Raw genomic sequence first — 26474 nt, forward strand, 5'->3', positions numbered from 1 at the left:
ACCTTTACTGCCATGACTGATACCGACATCAAGTCGCACAAAATCGAATTCCCCTGCGATGACTATCCGATCAAAGTGATTGGTGATACCAGCGTTGGCTTTACTGCTGCTGTCATGGAAGTCCTGCACAAGTACGCACAGGTCGACCTCAAGACGCTCGCCGAGCGTCAGAGCAGCAACGGCAAATACACCACCGTCCAGTTGCACATCGTCGCTACAGGCGAAGATCAATTGCGCGATATCAATAGTGCCCTTCGCGCTACGGGTTTCGTGCACATGGTGCTCTGATGACGGCTGCGCTGGGTTTTCGTGATCTGGGCCTGCTCGATTACGAAACTGCCTGGCACGCCATGCAACGCTTTACCGATGGGCGCGGTCGCGAGGCTGCCGATGAGATCTGGCTGGTCCAGCACCCCCCGGTTTTCACCCAGGGGCAGTCCGGCAAGGCAGAACATTTGCTGCTGCCGGGCAATATTCCTGTCGTACAGGTCGATCGTGGCGGCCAAGTGACTTATCATGGCCCGGGCCAACTGGTGGCTTACCTGATGCTGGACGTCAGGCGCCTTGGTTTCGGCGTTCGCGATCTGGTAACACGGATCGAGAACACCCTTATTGCCTTGCTCGCCGACTACGGCGTCAAGGCAGCCGCCAAGGCCGATGCACCGGGTGTATACGTCGACGGCGCGAAAATCGCGTCGCTCGGTCTGCGCATTCGCAACGGCTGCTCGTTTCATGGTCTGGCGTTGAACGTCGACATGGACCTGGAGCCGTTCCGCCGCATCAACCCTTGCGGATACGCCGGGCTGGCCATGACCCAACTGAGCGATCAGGCAGGGCAGATAGAATTTTCCGAGGTAAGTGCCCGACTGCGTGCGCAGCTCGTCAAACACCTCGACTACGCTGAGCAGGCGACCCTTACGGGCGGAATAAACCATTATGACTGACACCGTGCAAACCCTGATCCCGACGCTGGATGTTTCCGAGCGAGTGGCCCGTCCGAAAGTCGAAGCGGGCGTCAAGCTTCGCGGAGCGGAAAAGGTTGCGCGCATCCCGGTCAAGATCATTCCAACGGTAGATCTGCCGAAGAAACCCGACTGGATTCGCGTGCGCATCCCGGTTTCTCCGGAAGTCGACCGTATCAAGCAATTGCTGCGCAAGCACAAGCTGCACAGCGTCTGTGAAGAGGCGTCCTGCCCGAACCTGGGCGAATGCTTCTCCGGTGGCACCGCAACGTTCATGATCATGGGCGACATCTGCACCCGTCGCTGCCCGTTCTGCGACGTGGGTCATGGTCGTCCGAAGCCGCTCGACGTCAACGAACCTAAGAGCCTCGCCATCGCAATTGCCGACCTGCGTCTGAAGTACGTAGTGATCACCTCGGTAGACCGCGATGACTTGCGTGACGGTGGTGCTCAGCACTTTGCCGACTGCATTCGCGAAATCCGCCTGCTGTCGCCGGGCGTACAGCTCGAAACGCTGGTGCCCGACTACCGTGGCCGCATGGATGTAGCGCTGGAAATCACCGCTGCCGAGCCACCGGATGTGTTCAACCACAACCTGGAAACCGTACCGCGTCTGTACAAGGCTGCGCGTCCGGGGTCGGATTACCAGTGGTCGTTGACCCTGCTGCAGCGCTTCAAGCAGATGGTCCCTCATGTACCGACCAAATCCGGGCTGATGCTCGGGCTGGGCGAGACCGACGAAGAAGTCATCGAAGTCATGCAGCGCATGCGCGAACACGACATCGATATGCTGACCCTGGGTCAATATCTGCAACCGTCGCGCAACCATCTGCCGGTGCAGCGTTTTGTGCACCCTGACACCTTCGCCTGGTTCGCCGAGGAAGGTTACAAGATGGGCTTCAAGAACGTCGCATCCGGGCCGCTGGTACGTTCTTCGTACCATGCTGACGAACAGGCCAAGATTGCCAAAGCGATGCTCTGATAGATAGCGAGCGTTGAAACGCAGAAGGGCCAGGTAGCGATACCTGGCCCTTTTTTTTGCGGTTGATTATCGTTCCTATTCTGACGGGTGAGGAACGATAGGCGTCCGTTAGAACACTTTCGTGCCAATGCTCTGCGTTGGCACGCCGTTCTGGACGCTCTGCGTCCTCCCGATTACTGCCCCGCAGGCTTGCGCAGGGCCTCCAGCAATTCATGCGTCGGGTAACCATCGGCTGGCCAGCCGAACGATTGCTGCGCACTGCGGATGGCCTTGCGTGTATTGGCGCCGATAATGCCGTCTGGTGCGCCTGCGTCGTATTGACGTGCCGAGAGAAGGGTTTGCAGTTCAATGCGTTCAGAACGGCTCAGCGGAGTGTCCCCGCGTGGCCATGCGCCTACTACGTACCCGGCCCCTTTGAACCGGTCAGAAAGCAGGCTGATCGCCAGTGCGTAGGAGGTCGAGTTGTTGTACTTGAGAATGGCACGGAAGTTATCCAGCACCAGAAAGGCTGGCCCGCGATAACCGGCTGGCAAGAGCAAGGCGGCTTGCTGCTGGCTGGCTGCGACTGGAATCGCCGAGCCGTCCGGCTGTTTCAGGCCAAGTTGCTGCCATTCAGCGAGACTCTTGCGGGTGGTCGAATCTGCCAGCGAGTAATCAAACCCGGAGCCGAGCACTACTTCAAAGCCCCAGGGCTGACCACGTTGCCAGCCAGAGCTTTGCAGGTAATGCGCAGCGGATGCCAGGGCATCGGCAGGGGTGTTCCAGATGTCACGGCGACCATCGCCATCAAAGTCGACGGCGTGGGTGTTATAGGTGGTCGGGATGAACTGGGTCTGGCCCATCGCGCCGGCCCACGAACCCAGCATTTTGTCCGGAGTGATGTCGCCATGCTGGATGATATCCAGCGCGGCCAGCAACTGGCTCTGCGCGAAGCCTGGACGACGGCCTTCATAAGCGAGCGTTGCCAGCGAGCGAATGACGGATTGCGTGCCCTGGAGCTGTCCGAAATTACTCTCCATTCCCCATACCGCAACTAATGTCTGGCGATCCACGCCGTACTGCTGCTCGATCTTCTGTAGATCGTCAGCGTACTGCGAAAGCAATGCCAGACCCTTGCGTACGCGTGCAGCGGAGATGGCACCGTCCAGATATTCCCAGACCGGGCGGCTGAACTCAGGCTGGCTGCGGTCGGCCTTGACCACGCTCATGTCGGGAGTGACACCGGCGAATGCCAGATCGAATACATCCGCCCGGATACCTGCCTTCAACGCCTGAACACGAAAACCGGCCTGCCATTCGCTGAAGCTGACGGCGGGTTGAATCGTGAGGCTGTCATCAACGACCAGTGCCGGAGTAGGGGCTACGGCAGGAGCGTTTGTCTGTGCTTTGCTGGATTGAAGAGGCGTGGCATCGGCTGCAGTGGGTTTTTCTGCGCAGGCTACCAAGGCAATAAGGCTGGAGGCAGCGATGAGTTGGCGCAGCTGCGGGCGATGGGTAAAACGAGAAGGCATGCTTGAGTCCAAGGGTATTACCGTTAGGTGCAGACCATAACACGGCTAAGCGGTTGAAAGCGCCTCGGAGATGTTGCTCGATATCAGGCTGCCATAAAGCAGGAAGCCTCCCAGCTTTTAGACTGGAAGGCTTCGCGGCGGTAGCTGCCTTTGCCCTTGGCGGGTTGTTCCTGACGACTGCGGAACAATGGCTGGGCGATAATGGATTTGGCCTTGTTCGGCCGCTTTGGCTTGCTCATGGCGGGTGCTCCTGATGGGTGTTGTAAAGCGATGCAAATCATCGGGCAAATTGACGGTTGTGTCTAATAGTCGTGTGCTATGGCGCGGGGGGCGGACTTAAATGCAATACCTGTGGGAGCGAGCTTGCTCGCGAAGGGGCCGGTGCAGGCCCCTCGCTTTTATTATCGTGCCGATGCTCTGCGTCGGCATGCAGTTCGTGACGCTCCGCGTCACAAGAGCACGCAGAGCGTGGGAACGAGAGTCGACAACACCTGCCTACTCCGCAGGCAATGCCAGTCGTTGCCCCGCCATCAATAGCGCCAGTCGGCTCAGGCTGCTCCACGGCGAGCCTGCAGCCTGGCCTTTGATCTGTGCGTCGATGCGCTGTGCGTCCATCAGCAACTGGCTCCAGCGTTTTGCCGAATGGCGTTGCAGGGCTTTGCTCATCAATGGTTTGCGCTTGTCCCAGATTGGCGGTCGGGCCGAGCTGAACACTTTGTCGAGTGGTACGCCCTGACTGAACTGCTGGGACATGTTGGCCAGTGCACGCAGTTCGCGAGTCAGGGCCCAGAGGATCACGGGGGTTTCGACCCCTTCGCCGCGCAGTCCTTCCAGCATGCGCAAGGCATGGGCAGCTTCGCCGTTGAGCACTGCATCGGTCAGACCGAATACATCGAAGCGCGCACTGTCGGCCACGGCCGCCTGTACTGTCTCGACGGTGATCTGGCCTTCTTCGGCCATCAACTTGAGCTTTTCGATTTCCTGCGCAGCCGCCAGCAGGTTTCCTTCGACCCGGGCGGCGATCAATTCGACAGCATCCTGGGTTGCGGCAAGCCCTGCCTGAGAGAGGCGCTGGCGAATCCATTGCGGCAGTTGGCCGATGTCCACCGGCCAGATCTGCACAAACTGGGTTTGCGCACCCTCGACCAGTGCCTTGCCCCATTTGGTTTTCTGCGCACTGCCGTCGAGCTTGGGCAGGCTGATCAGTAGCAGGGTGTCTTCGGCTGGCCTGGCGCAGTATTCCATGAGCGCCGCAGCGCCTTTGTCACCGGGTTTGCCTGACGGCAAGCGCAGTTCCAGAAGACGGCGCTCGGCGAACAGCGACATGCTGGCACCGGCCTGAAGCAACGTACCCCAGTCGAAACTGGCGTCAGCGCTGAATACCTGCCGCTCATCGAAGCCTTGCAGGCGCGCAGCGGCGCGCACGGCGTCAGCAGCTTCCTGGCAGAGCAGCGGGTCATCGCCGCTGATTACGTAGACAGGCGCAAGCGCACCTTGCAGGTGTTTACCCAGTTGGGCGGGGGCGAGTTTCATGAGTCAGAGCATGCCGGGGCCAGCTGACTGGCCCCGGACACTTACCTGGCCGGTACTTCGACGGGCGATTGCTGAGGCGTCTCGTCGCGGATCCGCTGAGCGGCTTCCTGTGCGTCGGCTTCAGCCTTGGCAACTGCGTCAGCCTTGGCCTGCAGCTGTTCCAGGCGTGCCGGCGTCATCTGCTGCAAGCGCGCCATCAATTTCTGGATCAGATCGTTGCGCATTTCCTGACGAACCTGGGCAGCTTCCTGATCGGAACCGGTAAGGTTGTTGCCATCGTGGACGTAGGAGCGGTCTGCGGTGACCTTGTCGCCGAGCAAGAAGCGATCTCTGTCGCCATGCACTTCATAGGTCAGGGTGGTGGTCATCTGGTATTCAGCCGAGCGACCCGAGCCCGAGTAGCTGACGGTGCGCTGGTTTTCGGCTTCGTTGGTCAGCATGAGCTTGTAAGGCGCGCCGGTGTAGACCTTGACGCCGGAACTGGTTAGCAGACGAGTGAGTTGAGTCACGGTTTCGCCGTAGGCGTTACGCGCGCTGACATCCAGCTCCTTGATGGCCAGCTCGGTGGTGCCGGTGCCACGCAGCTGGAAGCCACAGGCACTCAACAGAACAGCCAGGCCCATCACCAGCAAATTGCGTTTGATCATCTTGATGCTCCCCTTGAATCCGTTTGGGTCGACAGTGCGTACCCTGGAAATATGTTCGGCGCCCGGCGTTTGCCTGGCGCCCGATCCAATCAGCTTGCGACGATGTTGACCAGCTTGCCAGGCACGACGATCACCTTGCGAATGGTCAGGCCATCAGTGAAGCGCAATACGTTCTCGTTGACGCGTGCGGCCGCTTCAACTTCTTCGCGGCTGGCGCTGGCGGGCATTTCGATATGGCCGCGCAGTTTGCCGTTGACCTGAATGACCAGCTGCAAGCTGTCCTGAACCAGCGCATTTGCATCGCATGCAGGCCAGCCAGCGTCGATGACCGGCTCATTGTGGCCCAGTTGCGTCCACAGCTCATGGCTGATGTGCGGCGTGATCGGAGCCAGCAGCAGGGCGACGGTTTCCACGCCTTCCTGCATCAGTGCGCGATCCTGCGGTGTGTCCTGCGGTGCTTTTTCCAGCACGTTCATCAGCGTCATCACTTGCGCGACAGCGGTGTTGAATTTCTGGTTCTGGCCAATATCCTGGCTCGCCTGTTTGATCGCCTGATGAATCGCGCGGCGGATGACTTTCTGCTCATCGGACAATGCCGCAACGTCCAGGCCGGTCGACGGGCCTTGAGCCACATGCGCCTGAGCCAGACGCCATACGCGGCGCAGGAAGCGATGCGAGCCTTCAACGCCCGAGTCGGACCATTCCAGGCTCATGTCGGGTGGGGAGGCGAACATCATGAACAGGCGGCAGGTATCGGCACCGTACTGATCGATCATGGTTTGCGGGTCGATGCCGTTTTTCTTCGACTTCGACATCTTTTCAGTGCCGCCGATTTCCACCGGCAGGCCATCGCTGGTCAGCTTCGCGCTGATCACCTTGGCCTTGGCGTCTCTTTCCAGGGTCACGTCGGCCGGGTTGATCCAGGTCTTCTTGCCGCTGGTTTCCATGCGGAAGTAGGTTTCGGCGTTGACCATGCCTTGGGTCAGCAGGTTCTTGAACGGCTCGTTCGAGGTCACCAGGCCTTCGTCACGCATCAGCTTGTGGAAGAAGCGCGCGTAAAGCAGGTGCAAAATGGCGTGCTCGATGCCGCCGATGTACTGGTCCACTGGCAACCAGTGGTTGGCAGCGTTCGGCTCGACCAGACCGCCCTCGTAATGCGGCGAAGCATAGCGAGCGTAGTACCACGAGGACTCGACGAAGGTGTCCATGGTGTCGGTTTCGCGCTTGGCCGGTGCGCCGCATTTCGGGCAGCTGCATTCGTAGAATTCGGGCATGCGCGCCAAAGGCGAGCCAGCACCGTCGGGCACTACGTCTTCAGGCAGGACAACCGGCAACTGGTCTTCAGGAACCGGCACGTCGCCACAGGTATCGCAATGCACGATAGGGATCGGGCAGCCCCAATAACGTTGGCGGCTGATGCCCCAGTCACGCAGGCGGAACTGGGTGCGCGACTGGCCGAGGGACTTTTTCACCAGTGCCGCTTCGATGGCATCGAACGCGGCCTGGAAATTCAGGCCGGTGAACTCGCCGGAATTGATCAGTTCGCCCTGCTCGTTGTACTCGGCTCGCCATGGCGCAGGTGTCTCATCGCCAACGCTGGTGCGCACCACAGGTTTGATCGGCAAGGCGTATTTGCTGGCGAATTCGAAATCGCGCTCGTCGTGTGCCGGTACGGCCATGACAGCGCCATCGCCGTAGTGCATCAGCACGTAGTTGGCGACCCACACCGGCAGTTTTTCGCCGGTCAGCGGGTGCTCGACGAACAGCGAAGTCGGCTGGCCTTTCTTTTCCTGAGTGGCAACGTCGGCTTCGGCAACGCTGCCGCCTTTGCATTCATCGATGAACGCTTGCAGCTCAGGGTTGCCTTGAGCGGCCAGGGTCGCCAGCGGATGTTCGGCGGCAACGGCGACATAGGTCGCGCCCATCAGGGTGTCAGGGCGGGTGGTGAAGACTTTCAGTGCACCGGCTTCGCCGATCGAGGCCTGATCGTACGGAAACTGCACTTCCATGCCGCGCGACCTGCCGATCCAGTTGCGCTGCATGGTCTTGACCTGTTCAGGCCAGCCCGGCAGCTCGTCGAGGCTTTCCAGCAGCTCGTCGGCGTAGGCGGTGATCTTGAAGTAGTACATCGGGATTTCGCGCTTTTCGATCAGCGCGCCGGAACGCCAGCCGCGGCCGTCGATGACCTGCTCGTTGGCCAGTACGGTCTGGTCGACAGGGTCCCAGTTGACGGTGCCGTTCTTGCGGTAGATCACGCCTTTTTCGAACAGGCGAGTGAACAGCCACTGTTCCCAGCGGTAGTAATCAGGCTTGCAGGTGGTAACTTCGCGCGACCAGTCAACCGCCAGACCCAGGCTCTTGAGCTGGTTTTTCATGTAGGCGATGTTTTCGTAGGTCCACTTGGCCGGCGCGACGTTGTTGTCGATGGCGGCGTTTTCGGCCGGCATGCCGAACGCGTCCCAGCCCAGTGGCTGCAGGACGTTCTTGCCCAGCATGCGCTGGTAACGGGAAATCACGTCACCAATGGTGTAGTTGCGCACATGACCCATGTGCAGCTTGCCGCTCGGGTAAGGAAACATCGACAGGCAATAGAAAGTGTCCTTGCCTGGCTGTTCACTGACTTCAAAAGACTTTTGCTCATCCCAGAATGTTTGGGCAGCGGCTTCGATTTCGCGGGGCTGATAGAGTTCGTGCATGGCTACTTTTTACTAAAGATTAGTGACCCTTGACCTCTTCATTGCTTCGCCGAGTCAGGTCGGCACCGCGTAACGGACAATTGCAACTGTCTGTGCGGTGCGTTCGGGCTCAAGAGCACGGAAGTGGAATTACAGGAAGCGCAGTAGCATACATGAGGGCTGTCTATCGAGGGAAACCCTGATTGCGCCTCGCAGGGCTCAAAACCCGGCTGACAGGCCCATCTGCCCGTTGGTCGCAGTTCCATGCCGGTTTGCACAGCAGCGCTAAGCTCAATTTCGAGGGTGATGACTATCTTCGATGAGGTGAGCGGATGACCGAGGTGCAGCATGTTGTAAGCCTGTCCGAGCTGTATGAACGACTGATCGACCGTCTAGGGCTTGCGCTCGAGACGGCAAGTACTTCAGTTAGGCTCCGAAACGAGTCGCCAGCCGAGCTTGAACTCAAGGGCCTGAGCCGTGCCGAGTTTCAATTGATCGAAGCCTATCTGGAAAAAGGCCTGAGGGCTGCGGACGTCGCTGCCAGGGAGCGCTTGGTCTTCCAGCCGGATCTCGGCAGGCCGTCCAGAGCGTCAGCGACTATCATCTGGCTGAAAGACAGGCGACGAGGCAAGGGCCTGGCACGGTTGGGTCGCAACAGTTAAGTACTTAAAATCTCGCTTCTGCGCGCAGGCGAAGGGCCTGCTTACTTCAGGCGTTGTCGCCTGGCTTCAAACATTCTAGGCTGCGGACATCCATGGAGATGTCCCGATGCCTTTGCGCTACCTGCTCAAAACCCTCCTGTTGCCGCCCGGTATCCTGTTTGTTCTGCTCATTCTTGGCTGGTGGTTGCGTCGCTCCCGTCCGCGCCTGGCAACGGCATTTTTTGCCGTCGGTCTTGGCGGGCTGTGGCTGATGAGCCTGCCGGTAGCGGTGGAATTTGCTGCCCGTAAAATGGAGCGGATCCCGCCCTTGCCGCAGCAGCAGTGGGCAACACTAGCGCAGCAGGCGGACGCCATTGTGGTGCTGGGCAACGGCCGTGAGCGCAATTCGCCGACGTGGGGCGCAGATACACCGACCGGGTTTGGGTTGGAGCGGCTGCGTCTGGCGGCACGGTTGTCGAAAGCGTCCGGACTGCCAATACTGACCACCGGTGGTTTGCACTTTGACCAGCCGCCCAGTGAGGCGTCGATCATGGCGCAGGCGCTGCACGATGATTTTGGTGTGACGGTACGCTGGCAGGAAGGGCTGAGCCGTACAACATGGGAAAACGCGACAATGACCGCTGCGGTTCTTCAACCGCAAGGTATCAAGCGCGTGGTGCTGGTCACGCAGGCCTGGCACATGCCACGAGCGCGCTGGAGTTTCGAACAGGCGGGTTTTACCGTGGTGAGTGCGCCGGTCGGCTTTCTCGGTGTCGACAACGCCCGACCCTTTGGTGGCTGGCTGCCTGAAAGTCGGGTGTTCACGCAAAGCGGAGTGCTGATTAACGAAGCGGCAGGCTGGCTGGTCTATCCGTGGATCTACCCGGACAGCCACTGACTCTTTAACCGGTATCGCCTGAAAACAGGCGATACCGGCTTCATGCAATCAGACGGTTTTGGCAATCCGTGCGGCCATCAATGCCCAGCCGAACAGCAGCAGGCAGACAATTGCCAGTGGCCATGAGCGCCAGCGCAGGTAGGGCGTGAGTTCGTGCATCGGCACCACTTCGCCGTACAGCACGCCGCGTTCGAACTGCGGAATCTGTACCGTAATCCTGCCAAATGGGTCGATCAGCGCTGTCACTCCGTTGTTGGTGGCGCGGATCATCCAGCGGCCCGCTTCAAGGGCGCGCATCTGGGCCATCTGCAAGTGTTGCAACGGACCAATCGAGGTGCCGAACCAGGTGTCATTGCTCACGGTCAGCAACAGATCGCTTTGCGCCGACAGGCCTGCGGCGAACTCTGGATAGACCACTTCGTAGCAGATGAACGGCGCAATGTGATAACCCTTGGCTTGCAACAGCGCCTGGTCGTTCGGGCCCCGGGCGAAGTCCGACATCGGCAGGTCGAAGAAGGAAATCAACCCGCGCAACAGGTCCTGCAGTGGCACGTACTCACCGAATGGTACGAGCTTTTGTTTGAAGTAGGTGCCGTCGCCCTGGCCGGTAACCGTGATGCCGTTGTAATAGCGATACTCGCCGCGCCCGGTCGGTTCACGCACCGGCACGCCGGTGATCAGCGCAGCGCCGCGGTCCGATGCGAACTTGCCCATCATCGCCAGATAGCCTTCTGCGCTTTCCTTGAGCACCGGTACGGCGGTTTCCGGCCAGACGATAAGGTCAGCCTGCTGCGAACGGAAGGTCATGTCCCGGTATAGCGCGAGCTGATCATTGAGTTTTTGCGGGTCCCATTTCATGCTTTGTTCAATGTTGCCCTGCATCGCCGCGACTTTAAGCGGCAGGCCGGACGGTGATGTCCAGGCATGATCCTTGAGTGCCAGGCCTGCAATCCACGGCGCCAGCAACAGCACCACGCCCGTCGCCAGAAACGATTTGCGTGCCCGCAAGCGGTGCAGGTTGCACAGCAGTGCAGCAGTCAGGCCCAGGGAGAACGATATAAGCCATACACCGCCGACCGGGGCGAGCCCGGCAAGTGGTCCGTCAAGCTGGCTGTAACCGGAATAGAGCCACGGGAAACCGGTAAGGAACCAGCCGCGAAATGCCTCCTGCCACAGCCATAGCGCTGCAAACGCCAGTGCATCGGCCAGCGGCGCTTCGTTGCGACGTAGCCAGCGCGCCCAGACCCAGGCGGGCAGGGCGAAAAACAGGGCAATGGCGGCGATGAACAGCAGCATCAGCAGCCCGGCCAGCAGCACCGAAGCACCACCGTAGGTATGGATGCTGACGTAGATCCAGCTGGTGCCAGCGCCGTACAGGCCAAAGCCATAACACCAGCCGCGAGCCAGTGCCTGGCGCGGACTCAGCTCGCGCAGCCCCAGATAGAACAGGGCCACCGATACCAGCACCAGCGGCCAGAAGTCGAATGGCGCCAGGGCCAGGGTCGTGAGCCCGCCAGCCGCCAGGGCCAGCAGGTTACCGGGCCAGCCGGGGCGGGTTATCCAGCGCATGTAGATTCCTTAAAACAGCATCAAGTGTTTACGGACGTGAAATGGGGGTCACGCGCAGCAAATGAATGCGGCGGCTGTCAGCGCTCAGGATGCGGAAACGATATGCACCGATTTCAGTGATTTCGTTGCGCTTGGGCAGATGGCCGAAGGCATTCATCACCAGGCCGCCCACGGTGTCGAACTCGTCGTCGGAGAACGCACTGTCGAAGAATTCGTTGAAATTCTCGACCGGCGTAAGGGCCTTGACCAGGAAGTCACCGCTGGGCAGTGGTTTGATATAGCTGTCTTCCTCGACGTCATGCTCGTCTTCGATATCGCCGACGATCTGTTCCAGCACGTCTTCGATGGTCACCAAACCTGCCACACCGCCGTATTCGTCAATGACGATCGCCATGTGGTTGTGGTTGGCGCGAAATTCGCGCAGCAACACGTTGAGGCGCTTGGATTCGGGCACGAACGTAGCCGGACGCAGCAGCTTCTTGACGTCGTCGCTGTCGCCGTCGGCTTTAAGGATAAGCGGCAGCAGATCCTTGGCCAGCAGCACGCCGAGTACGTCATCGTGGCTCTCGCCGATCACCGGGTAGCGCGAGTGCGCAGCATCGATGACCGCAGGCAGAAATTCACGGGGTGTCTGGGTCGCCTTGATGCTGATCATCTGCGAGCGCGGCACCATGATGTCGCGTACTTGCAGGTCAGCCACTTGAATGGCGCCCTCGACGATGGCCAGCGCTTCGCTGTCCAGCAGTTTGTTCTGGTGGGCTTCGCGCAGCAGCTCAAGCAGCTCCTGGCGGTTTTTCGGCTCATGGACAAAGGCCTGGGTCAGTTTACCCAACCATGACTTTTGCCCGTTGCTCGATCGGTCTTCGCTCATAGCCCTTACTCGTGGTCCTTGCTTGGTGTGTCTGAATGGGGGTGGTCGGCACTTTCATCTTCGGCGTAAGGATCGGGGTAGCCCAGCTCCTCAAGCAACGTTCGTTCCAGTGCTTCCATTTCTTCGGCTTCTTCATCATCGATGTGGTCGTAACCCAGCAGATGAAGGCAGCCATGAATGACCATATGTGCCCAGTGCGCGTCAACGGACTTGCCTTGTTCAGCGGCTTCGCGGTTGACCACCGGGACGCAGATGACCAGGTCGCCCAGCAACGGGATGTCCAGCATGTCGTCTGGAACATCCGCCGGGAATGAAAGCACGTTTGTAGCGTAATTTTTATGTCGCCAGGTGTGATTGAGCTCGCGCCCTTCGTTTTCGTCGACGAGGCGGATGGTCAGCTCGGAATCGGCACTGCGCTGACGCAAGCCCATTTCACACCATAGGCGGAATCGGGCTTCGTCGGGGGCGCTTGTTTCGCTTGCAATCTGCAGGTCCAGCTCAAGCATCGCGGTTCTTGTCCCGTGGGTAACTGTTGTTGCCCGACGAACCGTCGCTGAGCTGATCATCGAAACGCTCATAGGCCTCGACAATGCGCTGCACCAGCGGGTGGCGAACCACATCCTTGGGTTTGAAATGCGTGAAGCTGATGCCCGGCACGTCCTTGAGCACATCGATGACATGCGTCAGCCCCGACCGGGTGCCCTTGGGCAGGTCGACCTGGGTGATGTCGCCGGTGATCACGGCGGTAGAGCCGAAGCCGATACGGGTCAGGAACATCTTCATCTGCTCGACAGTGGTGTTCTGACTCTCGTCGAGAATGATGAAGCTGTTATTAAGGGTGCGTCCGCGCATGTAAGCCAGCGGTGCCACTTCAATGACCTGCTTCTCGATCAGTTTGGCGACGTATTCGAAACCGAGCATCTCGTACAGCGCGTCATACAGCGGGCGCAGGTACGGGTCGATCTTCTGGGCGAGATCGCCGGGCAAGAAGCCCAGTTTTTCGCCCGCTTCGACCGCCGGGCGCACCAGCAGGATGCGACGAATTTGCTCGCGTTCCAGCGCATCCACCGCGCAGGCAACCGCCAGGTACGTCTTGCCGGTACCCGCAGGGCCGATGCCGAAGTTGATGTCGTTGCTGAGGACTTCCTTGACGTAACGCTGCTGGTTCAGGCCGCGCGGGCGAATCATGCCCTTTTTGGTGCGCAGCGAGACGCCGACTTCGGCGGCAGGGTGGTTGTCGAGGCCGTCCACACCTGATTCCTGAAGGAACAGGTGGACCATGTCCGGCGTCAGCTCGGTACCTTTGGTTTCCCGGTACAGGCGGCGCAGAAGATTCTCGGCGGAGTGATTTTGTTTTGAGTCGCCAATAAGCTCGAATTGATTGCCGCGATTGCGGATCTCGATGTCAAGGCGTTGCTCGATCAGGCGCAAGTGCTCGTCGAGTTGCCCGCACAGGTTGGCGAAACGATGGGCCTCGAAAGGCTCGAGGGTGAAGCGATGAGGTTCTATGGGTGCGTTCAAGGTCGTTTAATGGCCGTCCGGCGGCAATTGAGATGTATTGAAGAATACCCCTGGCGCTGGTTGTGTGAAAGCTTTGCCGTGTTAAAGGCCGCGCCAGGGATTCACCGTGCTCAATGGTAGGGACCGCGCAGAACCGAATTCATTCGGCGATTCGTTTCTGCGGCGACATTCAAGGTTTACTGTAGCAGTGAGCCACGCAGAGAGTGAGGCTGCGCATCATCAATGTGTACGTCGGCAAACTGCCCGATCAGCTTCGGGTTGTTGCAGCGAAAATTCACAATCCGGTTGTTCTCGGTGCGGCCCTGCAGTTCGCCAGGGTCTTTCTTCGAATAGTCGGTTACCAGAATGCGCTGGATGCTGCCCACCATCTGCCGGCTGATCTCGAAACCCTGCTGGTTCAGGCGGTGTTGCAGCGCGGCCAGGCGCTCTTTCTTGAGGGCTTCTGGCGTGTCGTCTTTCAGATCTGCGGCGGGCGTGCCCGGGCGCGGGCTATAGACGAACGAGAACGAGAAGTCGAAACCCACGTCCTCGATCAGCTTCATGGTGTTGTCGAAATCTTTTTCGGTCTCGCCGGGGAAGCCAACGATGAAGTCGGAACTGATGCTGATGCCCGGCACGGCCGCCCTGAGCTTGCGCAAGCGGGACTTGTATTCCAGCGTGGTGTGGTTGCGCTTCATGGCCGCCAGAATGCGGTCGGAGCCCGACTGCACCGGCAAGTGCAGGTGTTTGACCAGCTCCGGCACCTCCGCATGGGCCTGAATCAGGCTGTCGGAAAACTCCAGCGGGTGCGAGGTGGTGTAGCGAATACGGTCGATGCCATCGACCGCAGCAACCACTCTGATCAGGTCCGCCAGATCTGCAACCCGGCCGTCGTGGGTGGTGCCGCGATAGCCGTTGACGTTCTGCCCCAGCAGGGTGACTTCACGCACGCCGTTTTCGGCGAGGTGGATGACTTCGCCCAGCACATCGTCAAACGGCCGGCTGACTTCCTCGCCACGGGTATAGGGCACCACGCAGAACGTGCAGTATTTGCTGCAGCCTTCCATCACCGACACATAAGCGCTCGGGCCATCGACGCGAGGCTCGGGCAAATGGTCGAATTTTTCGATTTCCGGGAACGAGACATCGACCTGCGGCAAGCGGGTGATACGCGCTGCGTCGATCATTTCCGGCAGGCGATGTAAGGTCTGGGGGCCGAACACCACGTCCACATAGGGCGCGCGATCACGAATGGCTGCGCCTTCCTGACTGGCAACGCAGCCCCCGACAGCGATCACCATCTCGGGATTGGCCAGCTTCAGTTCACGCCAGCGGCCAAGCTGGGAGTACACCCGGTCCTGAGCGCGCTCGCGAATCGAGCAGGTATTGAGCAGTATCACGTCGGCGTCTTCCGCGCGAGCGGTGACTTCCAGAGCCTGATGTTCGCCCAGCAGATCGACCATGCGCGAGCTGTCGTACTCGTTCATCTGGCAACCGTGGGTTTCGATATAAAGCTTCTTGGCCATGCGTGCTCATCAACCGTATCAGTGAACCGAGCATTATAAGGATGAAGGGCTCGGGTTCCTAGCGTTGGCTGTCCGATGGACATGCTATAGTCCGTGCCCCTTTTTCATCTCCGATCGTTACCCGCCCGTTATGACCAAACGCGAAGCTCCAATCTACAAGGTGATTTTCCTTAACCAGGGACAGGTGTTCGAGATGTACGCCAAGCAGATCTATCAAAGTGATCTGTGGGGCTTTCTGGAAGTTGAAGAATTCGTTTTCGGCGAACGCACGACGGTTGTGGTCGACCCGAGCGAAGAGAAGCTCAAGGCCCAGTTCGAAGGCGTGGTGCGCAGTTTTGTGCCGATGCATTCGATTGTGCGCATCGACGAAGTCGAGCGCATGGGCGTGCCGAAGATCAGTGAAGCGCGTGGCACCAGCAACGTAATGCCGTTTCCCATGCCGATGCCGGAAAAGTAAGTCTGAATCGCGAGTGCCCTGAGCTATTGCTGGTCAGGGCAGCGGAGAGAAGGGGCTGCGCCCTTCGGCGGTCTGCAGTTCAAGCAGGTATTTGCGGAAGATCTTCCCCAGTACCTGGGTGGCAACTTCCAGTTCGTCGCGCTGCATTTTTGCCGACACCTCGTCGGCAGCGTCCAGCGCCTCTTCCGAGCCATTGACTGCGGCCATCTTCAGCACGATATACGCCTGAATGTTATTGGCCTGCACCCCTTCGCCACGGCTGAACATCAAGCCCAGTTGATACTGCGCCTGGGCATGGCCCTGCAATGAGGCCTGCTCGAAGTAATTCAGCGCCTGCGGCAAATCGCGAGGTGCATTTCTGCCCTCGTAATAGAACTCACCCAACTCGTACTGCGCCTGCGCATCCCCACCCTTGGCGGCCTGCTGGCACGCTTCAAGCGCAGCGGGCAGGTTCTCTGGCTGGGTATTGAGGGTGCAACGACCCATCGCCGGGATTAACAACGAGTTGCCGCCGGCAGTCGCCAGCAGGGGATAGACAAGCAACAGGCAGCCCAATACAAGGGCGCGGCCGGTGCGGTTCATGGGAGTCGACTTACCTCTGAAAAAGGTGCGGGCATGCCCGGCCAGCTAAACGTGCTGGCTGCGCATTATGAAATAAGCAGAGCCAACCTTACAAAGTCTTTACGGATTTTCTGCTGCACGGCGTTGAAAACGCCCTTCTTTACAGGGGCATTACCTGAAACAACACTTCCAGTGACCTGTGTTTGCAGCATCCGCCCTGCATTGTAGAAGCAAAATACGTACTTAGCGTTCCGTTTCATTCACAGGCATCACTCGCGCCGGTTCAATGACACCCGGCGCGGGTGAGTCTGACGAGCTTATTTCAGCGCAGCAAACGCTTTTTCCGCGGCATCGAGCGTCAGTTTCAGCTCGGCATCGCCGTGGGCAATAGAGGTGAAACCGGCTTCGAACGCGCTCGGCGCGAGGTACACGCCGCCTTCCAGCATCAAGTGGAAGAAACGTTTGAAACGCTCGGCATCGCTGGTCATCACGTCTTCAAACGTTACGATCTCAGGGGCTTCACTGAAGTACAGGCCGAACATGCCACCCGCCTGGGTTGTCACGAACGCAATGCCTGCTGCATCGGCGCGCTGTTGCAGGCCCTCAAGCAGGCGACGGGTGTAGTCGCTCAATTCGTCGTGAAAGCCCGGGCGGCTGATCAGGCGCAGGGTGGTCAGGCCGGCAGCCATCGCCAACGGGTTACCCGACAGGGTGCCCGCCTGATAGACCGGGCCAAGCGGTGCAATGTGCGACATGATTTCGCGTTTGCCGCCAAAGCAGCCGACCGGCATACCGCCACCGATGATCTTGCCGAAAGTGCTCAGGTCGGGCGTCACGCTGTAGTAAGCCTGTGCGCCACCGAGGGCTACGCGGAAACCGGTCATCACTTCATCGAAAATCAACACCACGCCGTGCTCGTCGCACAGGTCGCGCAGACCTTGCAGGTAACCAGGCGCAGGCGGCACGCAATTCATATTGCCAGCAACGGGCTCGACGATGATGCACGCCACTTCCTGACCCACTTCAGCCAACAGGTCACGCACGGCGTCGAGGTTGTTGAAGGGCACGGTCAGGGTATGTTTCGCGAACGCCGCCGGTACGCCAGGCGAGCTGGGTACGCCCAGGGTAAGGGCACCGGAGCCAGCCTTGACCAGCAGGCTGTCGGAGTGACCGTGGTAGCAGCCTTCGAACTTGATGATGCTGTCGCGGCCGGTGAAACCACGGGCCAGACGGATCGCACTCATGGTCGCTTCAGTGCCCGAGCTGACCATGCGAACCATTTCCATGGACGGTACCAGTTCGCAGACCAGATCGGCCATTTCGGTTTCCATGGCCGTCGGTGCACCGTAAGACAGGCCGTGTTCCAGCTGGCTGCGCACGGCATCGAGCACTTCCGGGTGGCTATGGCCAAGAATCATCGGCCCCCAGGAGCCCACGTAATCAACATAGCGTTTGTCGTCTTCGTCAGTCACGTAAGCGCCCGCAGCATGCTTGAAGAACAGCGGCGTGCCACCCACGCTCTTGAAAGCACGAACCGGCGAATTAACGCCACCGGGGATGTGTTTTTGGGCGTTGGCGAACAGTGTTTCGGAACGGGACATGATCGGGTCTCTGCTTTGAAACGGGGAATTCGTGTCTACGCTGGGGTCAGCCGAGGCGGGCAGCTTCAGGGTGGGCTGCTTTATTGGGTGGCATGAGCCAGAGAAGGCGCAGGAACGCGCACTATATCAAATGCTGCGCTCCCACAACGGTTTCGCTCTACAACAGCGCTTTAAATGCACGTGCCCTGCGCGTCACTTCCTGAGTGTTTTCAGCGCCGAACAGGCCGTGTACCACGGCGAGCAGGTCTGCTCCGTGTTCGACCAGTTGCGGGGCGTTTTCCAGGGTGATGCCGCCGATCACGGCAATCGGCAAGTGAACCCTGGCACGCACCTGAGCAATCAGGTCCAGCGGTACTGCGGGTGCGCCGGGCTTGGTCAGGGAGTTGAAGAACCTGCCAAATGCTAAGTACGTCGCGCCATCAGCCTTTGCCTGCTCGGCCAGTTCCAGGCTGCCGTGACAGGTGGCACCGACAATCGCCTTGTGCCCCAGCAGGGCACGCGCATCCGGCAACGAGCCGTCGGTCTGGCCCAAGTGCACACCCACGCCCAGACGCGCCGCCAGTTCGGCGTCATCGTTGATGATCAGCCGCGTCTTGTAGCGTTCGCAGAGTTTGAGCAGCTCGGTCGCTTCGCGCAGACGACGGGACTCGTCACTGGTCTTGTCGCGGTATTGCAGCAGCGTCACGCCGCCATCCAGCGCAGCTTCGACGTACGAGAGAAATTTGCCGGACAGCAACTGGCTGTCGGTAATGGCATACAGGCCACGTAGTTTCATTAATCGAGCCTCATGGCGATGTGTTACGAGCAAAAATCCAGCGGCAACCGACGAGGTACAAATTGCCCGCGGCCCAGCTGTTCGGCGTCCCTGAGCGTACGCCAGGTATAGTCCAGCGCCGATTTTACCGCGCTGACCAGTTCTTCTCCCTGAGCAATACGTCCGGCCAGTGCGCTGGCCAGTGTGCAGCCTGAACCGTGGTAGCTGCCGGGTAGACGTTCGCAAATGAAAGTGTGGGTCTGGCCGCCACGCACATAAAGACGATTATGGATTTGCTGCTCGTCACCATGACCGCCAGTGATTAACAGATATTCACAAAACAGCAGTAGCTTGTCGGCGCACTCGTCCGCAGTACCCTCAGGCAGCTCCGCAAGAATGCGTGCTTCCGGAAGATTGGGGGTCGCGATGGTCGACAATGGCAGCAGCCGTTCGCGCATGGCGTAGCCGACTTCGTCCCTGCCCAGCCGTCCGCCGCCACCCGCGCGCAGTACCGGGTCGCAGACCATTGGCAAGTGCGGGTGAGCGAGTAGCAGGTCTACGACCGTGTCGACCATCTCCAGCGAACCGAGCATGCCCAGCTTGACGGCGGCTACGCTCGAATCGTTGAGGACGGCATTAGCCTGTGCCATGACCCATTCGCGATCGAGCACGCGAAAATCACTGACATCTACAGTGTCTTGCACGGTGAGCGCAGTAATCGCCGGAGCGGCGTGACAGCCTTGGGCGAGCAGGGCTTCTATATCGGCCTGCATACCGGCACCGCCACTAGGGTCGTGGCCGGAGAGGCAAAGGACAACGGGGCGGGAGCTATAGATATTCATGGTGCGCGAGCTTATCACTAAACCTTTCGCGGGCCGCTCGGGGTGCCGGGTTTTTCTTGCTGGTGATGGTCTGTTGGCAACTGCCGCAGATTCGACAAACCTGCAAAAAAACACTCATGTTTGGCCTGAAATAGCCGATGTAGAGCTATTGCCTTGATTTTTATCGCGATACTGTCTTTACGCTATTAGCGGCTATGCTTGTGTGGTCAGACCGATTACCGACGGTTTGCATCGTTTTTATACCGATGTCTGCCGGGTTATCCCTACGTTCAATGGTCTGTTTGAATCATTAGCCTGTTTCAAGGACAGAAAATTGCGGGACGTCGTAATCAATGGATGGATTGAACGCGACGACCTACCTTGGGGCTTCAATGCGCTATCTGTTGATCATTCTGGCTCTTTGGCTGCCGTTGCAGAGTCATGCAGTCGAGTTTGATGAAAACACTCGTTTTCTGCCGTTGGGTCGTGCCATTCAGGTATTCGAAGACCCGACCGGCGATGCGACCATTGAAAGCGTCAGCTCCGCAGTCGGGGCCAGTGCCTTTCGGCCTGTGCCTGCCGGAACCTTCAATGCCGGTTATTCGCGCTCCTCTTTCTGGCTAAAGATTGAGCTTGAGTACCGTCCTGTCGATGCCAAAATCCATAATGACTGGTTGCTGGAACTGGCTTACCCGCCAATGGATCACGTTGATTTCTATGCGCCAGACGCCAATGAGCAGCCAACGCTGACCTGGCAGACCGGCGACATGTTGCCGTTCTCCAGCCGCCAGTTCGCCCAGAACAACTACCTTTTCCAGCTGGACCTGCCACCGGGCCAGACGCGAACCCTGTACATGCGCATACGCAGTGAAGGGTCGGTCCAGGCACCGCTCAATCTCTGGTCTACTCACGCCTACCTCGAGGCGCAGCCCACCAAGGTTTACGTCTTCGGGCTGATCTACGGCGTGCTGCTGGGCATGCTGGTCTACAACCTGTTCATCTACCTCAGCGTCCGTGAGGTGGATTACCTGTATTACCTGCTGTATGTCGCCTCGTTCGGGCTTTACCAGATGTCGATCAACGGCGTCGCAATTGAATATCTGTGGCCCGACAACCCCTGGTGGGCAAATGCGTCGACGCCCTTTCTGATGGCGCTGGCCACGCTGTTCGCTTGCCAGTTTTCGCGCAGTTTTCTGGGGACGGCACAGTTGGCGCGCTGGTTGGACCGCTTGCTGCTGATGGTCGTCGGCGCTGCTGTGCTGGTGATGGGCATGGCCTTGTTCCTGGGCTACGGGCCAGCCCTGCGCGGGGCCACTCAACTGGTCATGACAGGGGCCGTGACGATCTACCTGGCGGGCATTGTCGCCATCATGAAAGGCGAGCGGGTAGGGCGCTATTTTGTGCTGGCCTGGTCGGTCTTCATGGTCAGCGGGTTGATCTTCGGGCTGATGCTGCTGGGCTATTTGCCTAACACCTTCCTGACCATGTACGCCTCGCACATCGGCACGGTGCTGGAAATGGCATTCCTTTCCATGGCGCTTGCCGACCGTATCAACCATGCCCGGTGCCAGCAGGCGGGAACGCTGCTGGCGGCAGGTCGGGATCTGGAGCGTCTCAACCAGCAACTGGCCAACAGCAACCGGCTGAAAGATGAGTTCCTTGCCACGCTTACCCATGAGCTGCGCACGCCGATGAACGGCGTTATCGGGTCGCTGGAAGTGATGCAGACACTCGATATGGATGACGAGCTGGAGATGTATCAGCAAACGGCTGCCAGTTCCGCGCGGGACATGATGAGCATGATCAACGGCATTCTGACCCTCACCGAACTTCAAGCCGGTGTGCTGTATGCCGATTGCAATGCCTTTTCGCCCGAGGACCTCACCGACAGGCTACGCAATCGCTTCCTGGGCGCAGCTCAGTCCAAGGGGCTGATTTTGACGCTCGATCTGGACGATAAGCTGCCGCCGTACCTGCGTGGCGACATCGACAAGCTCTACCAGTGCATCGAGTGCCTGGTGGACAACGCGATCAAATTCACCCGCAAGGGCGCGGTGCAAGTGCGCTTCAGCGGGCACCCGCAGGACCTGGAGCGTATGTACCTGCGGGTTGAAGTGATGGACAGCGGCATCGGTTTCAGCCGACTGGACGAAGCCCAACTGTATCAACACTTCTTTCAGGTCGACGGCTCCATGACCCGCGAATACGGCGGGCTGGGCATCGGTCTGGCTATTTGCCGGAAACTGGTCGAGCTGCAGGGTGGCGAGCTGAGTCATCGTTCCGAGCCAGGCAAGGGCAGCTGCTTTACCTTGAACGTCCCGATGCTGATGGTTGTACCGGGCGCAGTGCGCAGAGCCCCAGAGCTCAAGGCCCAGTGGGGTATATAAACCGTCGTTTGATACGCGCATCAGTAAAAGCGCGGAGATTTCGGCGGCTACGGCACTTTTGCAAGTGTCGGGCGCATGATTCACTGTCTGCATGTTGCGCGTGCACACAGGCAGGAGATGACTCATGAACCTGAATCAATTCGCCGAAACCCACGAAGTTACCAATCAACCGCCACCGCTGGACGGGGCGAACCTCTACCGTATCGACGTGCCGCTTCAGGAGTGGAGCAGCCGCTTCGGTGCGGGCTGGGCGCAACCGCGCATTGACGCTTACGGTGCCCTTGCAGGCGGTCCGCTGATGGAGGCGGGCCTTCTGGCCAATCAGAACAAGCCTGCATTCGCCAGTCATGACCGTTACGGACACCGTATCGATCTGGTCGAGTTTCACCCGGCGTACCACCAGTTGATGAGCGCGGCCATCGAGCACGGCATCCCGTCGCTGCCGTGGACCGATCCACAACCCGGTGCTCATGTGGCGCGCGCTGCCATGAGCTATCTGCACACGCAGGCAGAGCCTGGCAGCGGCTGCCCGCTGACCATGACTTTCGCCAGTGTTCCCGCACTCAGGCTGCAGTCGGACCTGGCTGAAATATGGCTGCCCAAGGTGCTGTCTACGCATTACGACCCGCGCAACGTGGGCGTTGTGCACAAGAACGGCGCAACCATAGGCATGGCCATGACCGAGAAGCAGGGCGGCACCGACGTGCGTGCCAACACCACGCGCGCATTTCCAGTGGGCGCAGGTGGCCCCGGCCAGGCTTATGAACTGGTCGGACACAAGTGGTTCTGCTCGGCACCGATGTGCGACGCGTTCCTGACCCTGGCGCAGACCGACAAGGGCCTCAGCTGTTTTCTGCTGCCGCGCCACCGGCCGGACGACACCCGCAACGAGTTCTATATCCAGCGTCTGAAAAACAAGCTCGGCAACTGGTCCAACGCATCGAGTGAAGTCGAGTTCCGCGGCGCGCTGGCGTGGATGATCGGTGAGGAAGGGCGCGGTGTGCCGACTATCATCGAAATGGTCGCCATGACCCGTTTCGACTGCATGATTGGCTCCAGCGCCTTGATGCGTCAGGCGCTGACGCAGGCTACGCATCATTGCGCGCATCGGGCGGTCAGCGGCAGGTTGCTTGCCGAGCAGCCGTTGATGCAGAACGTGCTGGCGGATCTGGCGCTGGAAAGCGAGGCTGCTCTGGCCCTGACCCTGCGCATGGGTCGTGCGCTGGACCACCTCGATGATGATCACGAAAAACGCTTTGTCCGTCTGGTCACGGCAGTGGGTAAATACTGGATCTGCAAGCGCGCCCCGGCCATGATCAACGAAGCCGCCGAGTGCCTGGGCGGTGCCGGTTATGTCGAGGACAGCATTCTGCCCCGGCTGTACCGCGAAGCCCCGGTCAACTCCACGTGGGAGGGCTCTGGCAATGTGCAATGCCTGGATGTGCTGCGAACCCTGTCCAAAGAACCCGGCGCGCTCGATGCGTTGTTCGATGAACTGGGCGATGGGCACGGCGACCGGCATCTGGCGGCGCATATAGCTGCGTTGAAAACTGCGTTTCAGGACACGAGCGACATTCAGTACCGCGCCCGCCAACTGACCGAGGACATTGCCGTCGCCTTGCAGGGCAAGCTGTTGCTGGAAGCGGGCAATGCCGCGGTCAGCGATGGCTTTATCGCAGGGCGGATAGCCTCTGGCGGGCGGGTGTATGGCACATTGCCGCGTAGTGTCGATGTCGAAACATTACTGCTCAGGTCCTCGCCACAGGTGGCATGAGCACGCGAACCCGTTACGATGCACGTCTGCAAGATCAGACAGGACATGAATCGTGACCCAAGCCTTTGTTGTTGTCGACACCGCTGAACAGGCCGTAGAGCGGCTCGCCGAGCTGCATGAACGCGCGACCAGTGCGCTGAGTCAGGCGCTCAAGCGCTACTTGAAAGACCGCGTTGAGCCCACTGCCGAGGAGCGAGCGCAATTCAGTTACCCGGAACTGCGCCTGGTCTACAAATGCCAGGGCGAAGTGCCGGTAACCACTCGTGCCTACGCCAAGGTACAGCTGCCGGGCACTTACAGCGTTACCGTCACGCAGCCCAAGGCCTTCAAAAAGTACCTGCTCGAACAACTTGTCCCGCTGATGAAAGATTTCACCGTGACGGTCGAAGTCGGCATGAGCGAGCAGAGCATTCCTTATCCTTACGTGGTCGAGCAGGGCGACGAGTTGGCCGGCACCGGTGTTACCGCAGCGGCGCTGGCGCGGGTATTCCCGAGTACCGACTTGTCGGCTGCGACCGATGGCATTGCCGACGGCCTTTATGACTGGGCCAATGTCGACCCGCTGCCACTGGCGCTGTTCGATGCAGCGCGGGTGGATTTCTCGCTGCGCCGTCTGGTGCATTACACCGGCAGCGACTGGCGTCATGTGCAGCCGTGGATTCTGCTGACCAACTACCACCGCTATGTCGACCAGTTCATCCTGCACGGGCTGGAAAAACTCCGCGAAGACCCGCGTTTCGTGCGTATGGTTCTACCGGGCAATGTGGTGGTCGACAAGAGCATGAGCCTGGATGAAGCCCAGGCCATCGTCGCCAGCGTGGTCTGGCACCGCTATCAGATGCCTGCGTACCACCTGATCGCCGAAGACGGCCATGGCGTGACCCTGGTCAACATCGGCGTCGGCCCGTCCAACGCCAAGAACATCACTGATCACCTGGCGGTACTGCGTCCGCATTGCTGGCTGATGATTGGTCACTGCGGCGGCCTGCGTCAGTCGCAGACCATCGGCGATTACGTACTGGCCCACGCCTATATGCGTCGCGACGGCATTCTCGACCGCGTGTTGCCGCCGCATATCCCGATTCCGGCGCTCGCCGAAGTGCAACTGGCCTTACAGGAATCGGCGGCGCAGATCACCGGCGAACGCGGCGAAGAGCTCAAGAAGCGCCTGCGCACCGGCACGGTGTTGACCTATGACGACCGTAACTGGGAGCTGCGCTGGGCTCAGGAACGTCCATTGATCAACCTGTCGCGTGCCGTGGCGGTCGACATGGAAAGTGGCACCATCGCCGCTCAGGGTTATCGACTGCGGGTGCCTTACGGCACGTTGCTGTGCGTATCCGACAAGCCGTTGCACAGTGAAATCAAGCTGCCGGGTTCGGCCAATGCGTTCTACGAACGTGCGGTCAGCCAGCACCTGAAGATCGGTATCGCCGCGCTGGACCTGCTGCGCACCGAGCTGAACTCGCTGCACTCGCGCAAACTGCGCAGCTTCGACGAGCCGCCGTTCCGTTAATAGATTGGTATTTGCACGAAGGGCCACTAAAGTGGCCCTTTCTGTTTTTTGATTGCCAAATTCCCATGTCCCGCACCCAACGCCCCGTTTCCCGCCGTCCTGCCTCCAATCCGGCAGGCGCTGCCCGGCGTGTCGCCAAAGCGCCACCGGCCGAGCCGAAGCTGTTCCTCTTCAACAAGCCATTCGATGTGCTGACTCAATTCAGTGACGAAGGAGGGCGCGCCACGCTCAAGGACTTCATCAAGATCCCCGGCATTTATCCGGCCGGACGACTGGATCGCGACAGTGAAGGCTTATTGCTGCTGACCAACGACGGCCAGTTGCAGGCGCGCATCGCCGACCCGAAACACAAACTGGCCAAGACCTACTGGGTGCAGGTCGAGGGTGAGCCGACCGATGAGCAGTTGCAGCAGTTGCGCGACGGTGTCCAGCTCAACGACGGCCCGACCTTGCCCGCCGAGGCGCGGCAGCTCGATGAACCGCAACTGTGGCCGCGCAACCCGCCCGTGCGCTTTCGCAAGAGCGTACCGACCAGTTGGCTGGAACTGGTGATCAAGGAAGGGCGTAATCGGCAAGTGCGACGCATGACTGCTGCGGTCGGCTTACCGACCCTGCGGCTGGTGCGGGTCAGAATTGGCGACTGGACGCTGGACGGCCTGGATCAAGGCCAATACCGGGAAGTCGCCGCAAAGCTGTGAGGTCGAGCAGGCTCAGTTGCGCAAGTGGGTCAGCGGCATTTCGGTGCTGGCCAGCACCTGATTGAGCACAAAGCTGGACTTGACGCTGGTCACGCCCTCGATCCGCGTCAGATGGCCCAGCAGCAGTTTCTGGTAGTGATCCATATCCGGCACCACCACTTTCAGTTGGTAGTCTGCGTCCATGCCGGTCACCAGGCTGCATTCCAGAACCTGAGGCAGGTTGCGGATTTGCTGCTCGAAATTCTCGAAGCGCTCGGGCGTATGCCGATCCATGCCGATCAGCACGTAGGCGGTGAGGTTCAGGCCAAGTTTCTTGCGATCCAGCAGGGCCACCTGGCGCACGATGTAACCGTCGTCCTCCAGTTGCTTGACCCGGCGCGAGCAGGGCGAGGGTGACAGACCGATGCGTTCGGCCAATTCCTGGTTGGATATGCGTGCGTCCCGTTGCAATTCAGCCAAAATGCTCAGGTCGTATCTGTCGAGCTTGCTCACGATGCACCCCTTTATCAATTCAATTGCGCTGGATTATTCATCTGAAGTCAAAAATTGCGCAAGTAATGTTTTAATCCGCAATATTAGCAATCCTCTGC

The 26474-nt window shown here is 59.6% G+C and carries 25 protein-coding genes; 10 read left to right on the forward strand and 15 right to left on the reverse strand.

Translation table 11 applies throughout. From position 1 onward, the window contains the following. The first annotated feature begins 12 nt into the window (after positions 1–12). The 3 genes from RGM3321_RS14625 to lipA are packed head-to-tail and all read left to right on the forward strand — an operon-like array spanning position 13 to position 1944. The gene (locus RGM3321_RS14625) at positions 13–288 is read left to right on the forward strand and encodes a DUF493 domain-containing protein (RefSeq protein WP_002555329.1); all 276 of its coding nucleotides are present in this window, start codon (positions 13–15) and stop codon (positions 286–288) included. Continuing rightward, complete coding sequence (gene lipB / locus RGM3321_RS14630) at positions 288–944, forward strand: lipoyl(octanoyl) transferase LipB (RefSeq protein ID WP_244393651.1); 657 nt, start codon at positions 288–290, stop codon at positions 942–944. The genes RGM3321_RS14625 and lipB overlap by 1 nt, the downstream gene beginning before the upstream one ends. Further along, positions 937–1944: a lipoyl synthase gene (lipA, locus tag RGM3321_RS14635; RefSeq protein ID WP_002555327.1), complete on the forward strand. Its 1008-nt coding sequence runs from the start codon at positions 937–939 to the stop codon at positions 1942–1944. Before lipB ends, lipA begins: the two co-directional genes overlap by 8 nt. Before the next feature lie 173 nt (positions 1945–2117). On the opposite strand, the gene RGM3321_RS14640 is transcribed toward lipA, so the two are convergent. The 5 genes from RGM3321_RS14640 to leuS form a co-directional block, all read right to left on the reverse strand. Next, positions 2118–3455, reverse strand: a complete 1338-nt coding sequence (locus RGM3321_RS14640) for a lytic murein transglycosylase (protein WP_244393652.1) — start codon at positions 3453–3455, stop codon at positions 2118–2120. 83 nt (positions 3456–3538) lie between these two features. Beyond that, positions 3539–3694, reverse strand: coding sequence for an alternative ribosome rescue factor ArfA (gene arfA / locus RGM3321_RS14645; protein ID WP_002555325.1), 156 nt, complete (start codon positions 3692–3694; stop codon positions 3539–3541). Between the two features lie 256 nt (positions 3695–3950). Continuing rightward, positions 3951–4988, reverse strand: coding sequence for a DNA polymerase III subunit delta (gene holA, locus RGM3321_RS14650; protein WP_244393653.1), 1038 nt, complete (start codon positions 4986–4988; stop codon positions 3951–3953). A 41-nt stretch (positions 4989–5029) separates the two neighbouring features. Further along, positions 5030–5635 (reverse strand): LPS assembly lipoprotein LptE, encoded by a 606-nt coding sequence (lptE, locus tag RGM3321_RS14655; RefSeq protein ID WP_244393654.1) that lies wholly within the window; start codon positions 5633–5635, stop codon positions 5030–5032. An 89-nt stretch (positions 5636–5724) separates the two neighbouring features. Then, positions 5725–8331, reverse strand: a complete 2607-nt coding sequence (gene leuS / locus RGM3321_RS14660) for a leucine--tRNA ligase (RefSeq protein ID WP_244393655.1) — start codon at positions 8329–8331, stop codon at positions 5725–5727. Between the two features lie 311 nt (positions 8332–8642). On the opposite strand from leuS, the gene RGM3321_RS14665 reads away from it, so the two are divergent. Both RGM3321_RS14665 and RGM3321_RS14670 read left to right on the forward strand, forming a co-directional pair. After that, entirely contained in the window at positions 8643–8972 is a 330-nt protein-coding gene (locus RGM3321_RS14665) for a hypothetical protein (RefSeq protein ID WP_244393656.1), read from the forward strand. Between the two features lie 106 nt (positions 8973–9078). Next, a complete protein-coding gene (locus RGM3321_RS14670) occupies positions 9079–9849 on the forward strand; it encodes a YdcF family protein (RefSeq protein WP_244393657.1) in 771 nt (256 codons plus the stop codon). Between the two features lie 48 nt (positions 9850–9897). On the opposite strand, the gene lnt is transcribed toward RGM3321_RS14670, so the two are convergent. The 5 genes from lnt to miaB all read right to left on the reverse strand — a co-directional run bounded on the left by lnt (position 9898) and on the right by miaB (position 15315). Next, positions 9898–11418: an apolipoprotein N-acyltransferase gene (gene lnt / locus RGM3321_RS14675; protein WP_244393658.1), complete on the reverse strand. Its 1521-nt coding sequence runs from the start codon at positions 11416–11418 to the stop codon at positions 9898–9900. 28 nt (positions 11419–11446) lie between these two features. Beyond that, complete coding sequence (locus RGM3321_RS14680) at positions 11447–12289, reverse strand: HlyC/CorC family transporter (protein ID WP_002555318.1); 843 nt, start codon at positions 12287–12289, stop codon at positions 11447–11449. Between the two features lie 5 nt (positions 12290–12294). Beyond that, positions 12295–12795, reverse strand: coding sequence for an rRNA maturation RNase YbeY (gene ybeY / locus RGM3321_RS14685; protein WP_002555317.1), 501 nt, complete (start codon positions 12793–12795; stop codon positions 12295–12297). Further along, positions 12788–13810, reverse strand: coding sequence for a PhoH family protein (locus RGM3321_RS14690; RefSeq protein ID WP_004666280.1), 1023 nt, complete (start codon positions 13808–13810; stop codon positions 12788–12790). Before RGM3321_RS14690 ends, ybeY begins: the two co-directional genes overlap by 8 nt. Positions 13811–13986: 176 nt before the next feature. Beyond that, positions 13987–15315, reverse strand: a complete 1329-nt coding sequence (miaB, locus tag RGM3321_RS14695; RefSeq protein ID WP_244393659.1) for a tRNA (N6-isopentenyl adenosine(37)-C2)-methylthiotransferase MiaB — start codon at positions 15313–15315, stop codon at positions 13987–13989. Positions 15316–15445: 130 nt separating this feature from the next. Between miaB and RGM3321_RS14700 the strand changes: the two genes are divergently transcribed. Then, the gene (locus RGM3321_RS14700; RefSeq protein ID WP_003376591.1) at positions 15446–15772 is read left to right on the forward strand and encodes a DUF1820 family protein; all 327 of its coding nucleotides are present in this window, start codon (positions 15446–15448) and stop codon (positions 15770–15772) included. 33 nt (positions 15773–15805) lie between these two features. On the opposite strand, the gene RGM3321_RS14705 is transcribed toward RGM3321_RS14700, so the two are convergent. The 4 genes from RGM3321_RS14705 to RGM3321_RS14720 all read right to left on the reverse strand — a co-directional run bounded on the left by RGM3321_RS14705 (position 15806) and on the right by RGM3321_RS14720 (position 19530). Next, on the reverse strand, positions 15806–16354 hold the full coding sequence (locus RGM3321_RS14705) for a tetratricopeptide repeat protein (protein WP_244393660.1): 549 nt from the start codon (positions 16352–16354) through the stop codon (positions 15806–15808). Between the two features lie 296 nt (positions 16355–16650). Next, the gene (gene hemL / locus RGM3321_RS14710; RefSeq protein ID WP_244393661.1) at positions 16651–17934 is read right to left on the reverse strand and encodes a glutamate-1-semialdehyde 2,1-aminomutase; all 1284 of its coding nucleotides are present in this window, start codon (positions 17932–17934) and stop codon (positions 16651–16653) included. Positions 17935–18091: 157 nt separating this feature from the next. Continuing rightward, positions 18092–18709: a thiamine phosphate synthase gene (thiE, locus tag RGM3321_RS14715; RefSeq protein ID WP_244393662.1), complete on the reverse strand. Its 618-nt coding sequence runs from the start codon at positions 18707–18709 to the stop codon at positions 18092–18094. A 23-nt stretch (positions 18710–18732) separates the two neighbouring features. Further along, positions 18733–19530, reverse strand: coding sequence for a hydroxymethylpyrimidine/phosphomethylpyrimidine kinase (locus tag RGM3321_RS14720; RefSeq protein WP_244393663.1), 798 nt, complete (start codon positions 19528–19530; stop codon positions 18733–18735). A gap of 371 nt (positions 19531–19901) precedes the next feature. Between RGM3321_RS14720 and RGM3321_RS14725 the strand changes: the two genes are divergently transcribed. The 4 genes from RGM3321_RS14725 to RGM3321_RS14740 all read left to right on the forward strand — a co-directional run bounded on the left by RGM3321_RS14725 (position 19902) and on the right by RGM3321_RS14740 (position 25884). Further along, positions 19902–21896, forward strand: coding sequence for a 7TM diverse intracellular signaling domain-containing protein (locus RGM3321_RS14725; RefSeq protein ID WP_244393682.1), 1995 nt, complete (start codon positions 19902–19904; stop codon positions 21894–21896). Between the two features lie 124 nt (positions 21897–22020). Next, positions 22021–23670 carry an acyl-CoA dehydrogenase family protein gene (locus tag RGM3321_RS14730; RefSeq protein ID WP_244393664.1) on the forward strand — a complete coding sequence of 550 codons (1650 nt, stop codon included), beginning with the start codon at positions 22021–22023 and terminating at the stop codon, positions 23668–23670. Positions 23671–23722: 52 nt separating this feature from the next. Continuing rightward, the gene (gene amn / locus RGM3321_RS14735) at positions 23723–25186 is read left to right on the forward strand and encodes an AMP nucleosidase (RefSeq protein ID WP_244393665.1); all 1464 of its coding nucleotides are present in this window, start codon (positions 23723–23725) and stop codon (positions 25184–25186) included. A gap of 65 nt (positions 25187–25251) precedes the next feature. Then, positions 25252–25884 carry a pseudouridine synthase gene (locus RGM3321_RS14740; RefSeq protein ID WP_005732205.1) on the forward strand — a complete coding sequence of 211 codons (633 nt, stop codon included), beginning with the start codon at positions 25252–25254 and terminating at the stop codon, positions 25882–25884. Between the two features lie 12 nt (positions 25885–25896). Here RGM3321_RS14740 and RGM3321_RS14745 read toward each other — a convergent pair whose 3' ends face one another. Continuing rightward, positions 25897–26376: an Lrp/AsnC family transcriptional regulator gene (locus RGM3321_RS14745; RefSeq protein ID WP_002555305.1), complete on the reverse strand. Its 480-nt coding sequence runs from the start codon at positions 26374–26376 to the stop codon at positions 25897–25899. Between the last annotated feature and the right edge of the window lie 98 nt (positions 26377–26474).

Source organism: Pseudomonas sp. RGM 3321 (assembly GCF_022836805.1).
In the GTDB taxonomy this organism is placed as follows: Bacteria; Pseudomonadota; Gammaproteobacteria; order Pseudomonadales; family Pseudomonadaceae; genus Aquipseudomonas.